Origin of the sequence: Pseudoflavonifractor sp. 60, assembly GCF_009911645.1 — a bacterium.
In the GTDB taxonomy this organism is placed as follows: domain Bacteria; phylum Bacillota; class Clostridia; order Oscillospirales; family Oscillospiraceae; genus Lawsonibacter.
In genome coordinates, this window is sequence record NZ_QWKI01000067.1 from 1 (window position 1) to 3644 (window position 3644).

A 3644-nucleotide genomic window follows, 5' to 3' on the forward strand; every position below is an offset into this window, starting at 1 on the left:
AGGGTGCTGGATAGGGAATGTATCAGCCTCCTATCGAGCCGCCCCCGGAAAGCCTTGCAAATCAAGGGCTTTTTCGGGCCTAAAGCGTTACATATCAGCCCTATGGCGACGTACCCGGTCACGGGTCTTTCGCCGCCGCTCCTGCTCGGCACACTCCGGGCAGTATTTCGCCCTGTTGGAATTGGGGAGAAAGTATCCGCCACAGATGGCACAGGGCTTCATGCGGTCACGGTACAGCAGGGCAGCGCACAGGCCAGCGTCCAGCGGCAGGACAGCAGCACGGAACCATTTGCAGATCAGTGAGTAGGTGATGCTCTGCGGGCAGACACATTCCTCGCCATTGTCTAACAACAGACAGTTCCCGCAGTCGTAGTTGCAACAGCTATGTACCAGCCTCCGGGCGGTGCGGTACTGTTGGTAGTTCATGTGGACAATCACGGCTCGTTCTCTCCTGCCGGTAACTTGATGTAGATGTGATAGGGGGGTGTGAAGGGCTATCAGCTTCTTCTCCACCAGCCCCACGTCCTCCAACTCCCGGAGGGACTGCGCCACGGTGCTGGGGGTACGGTCAATGATCTCCGCGATGGTCTTGTTGTAGAACGCCAGATAGCGCCGTCCGCGCTTGTCGGTTTGCGCGTCCTCGGAGTTCAGCATCATATCCAGCATGATCGCATAAATTTCCTTTGCGGTCAGCCGAATATTCATGCCCAACAGGAACCGGGGATAAGCCATGTAGGGCGGCAGGGTGGAGCCGCCGGTGACGTAGTCAGTTTTCATTGGTACGCTCTCCTTGCAATTCGTCTTTGATGTGATTCACTTTCTTGGAAAATGCCCGAATAACGTCCGTGACAGCCACGGCACTGTTCCAAAGCTCATCACTCTGCATATAGGACATACGGGCGAAACTATCCGCCTGACGGTCAAAAATCGCCATACCGGAAATGAAACGCTGGGCATTGGCCTTAAACTCCTTCAACAGCAATTCCAGATCGGCGGTGTCGGGTTTCTTCTTGGCGGGCGGCGCTATGGTCAGAACGGCAGCGGCTTCCTCCTGCTGGTCAGGGGGCAGTCTGGAAATTTTCAGCGCAGCCCCCTTGGTGATCTTATCGCCAGCGTCCCGAATGGTTTTCTTTGCCTCCGGGGTCAAGTCGCGGGCGGTCTGGACAAGCTGCTCCACGGTGCGCTTGCTCACGCCCAGCTTGTCGGCGGTGTCCTGGGCAAAGGACTTTGTTTCTAAAAGCGAAGAATTTGCGTTTTTAGCCGTCTGCCCATTTCGCTGGCCCTGGCGTGTCTCCGGGTGGATGGCTTCATAGAGTTCCTTCCGGCGCAGAAGCAGATCGCCCAACTCACGGTGGGACAGGCCCGCTCGGACAAAGTTCTCGTCAATCTCGGCCAACTCCGCTTGCAGACCGTCCGCTTTACTGACAACGCACTCGATCTCCGTCCAGCCCAGCAGCTTCACCGCCTCCAAACGGTGAAGCCCCGCAATGAGTGTGTTGTCCTGGGTGACGGTGATTGGGTTCATCAGGCCCACGGCGGCAATGCTCCGGGCCAGTTCTTCCACGTTCCTCTGCTGGGTGTCCCGCCGCCCCGGATTGATTTTGATTTCGCTAATTTTCATTCGCATGGCGATTCCCCTTAATGCGAAAATGTGGCGATAATCCGGTTGAGCATTTCCAGGTCGGGGCCGTCCAAGGATTCCCCCAGCCTGCGGAGAAATGTGATCTCCGCAGAGTTCAGCGCCCTACGGTCCAGGTGAAACCACTCCGCCACTCTGACACCGCCATGATGGCCCTTGACGGTTTCAACCGGGTAGGAGCAGGTCAGCACCACAATGTCACGGCGAATTGTGCCGGTACTGACGTTAAACTCATGCGCCAGATTTCTGTAAGTATCCTGCCGCCGGAGGCACAAGACCTCCAAAATCTTTTGGCGGCGCTCCCACGGGTTCATATCCATTTTCGTAACCTCCTGATAAATTTATCGTTCATTTTCCTTCTGCTGGTGTTGTCCCTCGTGGGCCAGACGGTCAGCGGTCTTACGCAGGGCCTCCACCGCTTTGATTTCATCCCGCATATCCCGCATTTTCTGATAATCTGCATCCTTCTGCATGGTCAGCCTCGCGGCCTCGGCCCGCCATGCCTTGGGCGTGATCGCTTCGCCGGACGCTTTCAAATCTTTCAGAAAACGCTCTGCGGCTTCAAAGCCGGCTAACTCGGCTCTATGTTCCTGCTGGTACTGCTCACGCTTGCGGGGCTTCACCTTGTCCAGCTTCTGGCGGACGGCTTTACACCTGTCGTACTGAGCGCACATTTCCAGCCGTTCATCCAGGACGGCGAGGCGGCGCTCGGCCTTGACAATCTGACCTCGGAGATCGTAATAATCCTTGTTCATGGCAGTAACCTTTTCATAAAGTTCCTGCATAGACGTGATGCCGTTGCCCTGCAAAAATGCCAGCAGCTTCGCGTTCTCCTGGAGGGCCTTGATCCTGCCGGAACGGTAGCGGGCTTTGTTCCTGTTGACCTCCGCCTGGGCTTCATAAAGCCGGGTCACAAGACTACCGCCGTCCTGGGGCTGTTCGGCCTGGGCCTGCTCCTTCGTCCAGTTGTAAATCCGGGTGATGCGGGCTTTGAGTTCCTTTAGCAATTTGTTATCTGCGGCAATCTGGCGGTTGACGTTCCCTTTCTCCGTCTGGATGCCCTTCCGCTCCATCTGACTGGCAGCAACGCCCATGTGGATGGAAGGAATTTTATCAATACCTTGCCGCTCGTAGCTGCGGTGATCTATGCGCTCCGGTCGGCCTGCCGCTTCTAACGCACGATTGGCATAAGCGGCCCATGCCGCCCGCCACTTTTCAGCGTTATCCCGATTGTTCCAATCGGTCGTGTCCTCTCGGTGATTCTTCCAGCCGCCTTTGCCGTCCGGGATGCGGTTGCCCTTGCTGTCCAGGTCATAAACCTTGCGGCACTTTGGCCCCCAGCGTCCGTCCGGTTTCAATGGTCGAATGGTCAGCAGAATATGAGCATGGGGATTGCCGTCACCCTTGTCATGGAGGGCAAAATCGGCGCACATCCCCTCCGCCACAAAGTTATCTTTGACGAATGACCGGACAAGGGCCAACTGCTCCGTCCTGGACAACTCCACGGGAAGGGCAACTTCGATTTCACGGGCAAGCTGGGCATCGCTGGCTTTCTCGATTTGCTCCACAGAGTTCCAGAGCGTGGAGCGGTCTTGGAACTCCGGCGGGGCGTGAGCGGGCAGCATGATTTCCGTATGGACAACACCGGGCTTATGCGTGTAGTCGTGGGTTTTTCCGTCCCACTCATTAGTCAGCCGTTCGCCGCTCCGGTAGGCGGCGGCAGCGACAGTCGAACGGCCTACACTCCGCTTGATGATTTGAATGGGACAGTGAAAAATCGCTATATGATTTTCCTCCTTCCTCCGCAGTCAGCGGTGGGGGTTATAGGCCAGTGGAAACGGAACAGACGCAAAGCGGATGTTTCGTTTTTGCTGGCGCACAAGGGGTTTGGGGAGTGTAGCTCCCCATCGCGTCCACAAGGACGCAACAGCCCCCGGCAGGGCGCACGACACCGGAACGGTGTATAAGTGCGCCGTCATAAATGACGGACTATCCCTCGTCCCCG

At 56.9% G+C, this 3644-nt stretch carries 4 protein-coding genes; all 4 read right to left on the minus strand.

Translation table 11 applies throughout. From position 1 onward, the window contains the following. Positions 1-87: 87 nt before the first annotated feature. A complete protein-coding gene (locus D1646_RS07875; RefSeq protein ID WP_160635940.1) occupies positions 88-426 on the minus strand; it encodes a cysteine-rich VLP domain-containing protein in 339 nt (112 codons plus the stop codon). A gap of 340 nt (positions 427-766) precedes the next feature. Continuing rightward, on the minus strand, positions 767-1627 hold the full coding sequence (locus tag D1646_RS07880) for a ParB N-terminal domain-containing protein (RefSeq protein WP_160635939.1): 861 nt from the start codon (positions 1625-1627) through the stop codon (positions 767-769). An 11-nt stretch (positions 1628-1638) separates the two neighbouring features. Further along, entirely contained in the window at positions 1639-1959 is a 321-nt protein-coding gene (locus tag D1646_RS07885; RefSeq protein WP_243154078.1) for a DeoR family transcriptional regulator, read from the minus strand. A gap of 21 nt (positions 1960-1980) precedes the next feature. Then, on the minus strand, positions 1981-3447 hold the full coding sequence (gene mobQ / locus D1646_RS07890; protein WP_201754597.1) for a MobQ family relaxase: 1467 nt from the start codon (positions 3445-3447) through the stop codon (positions 1981-1983). Positions 3448-3644: the final 197 nt, after the last annotated feature.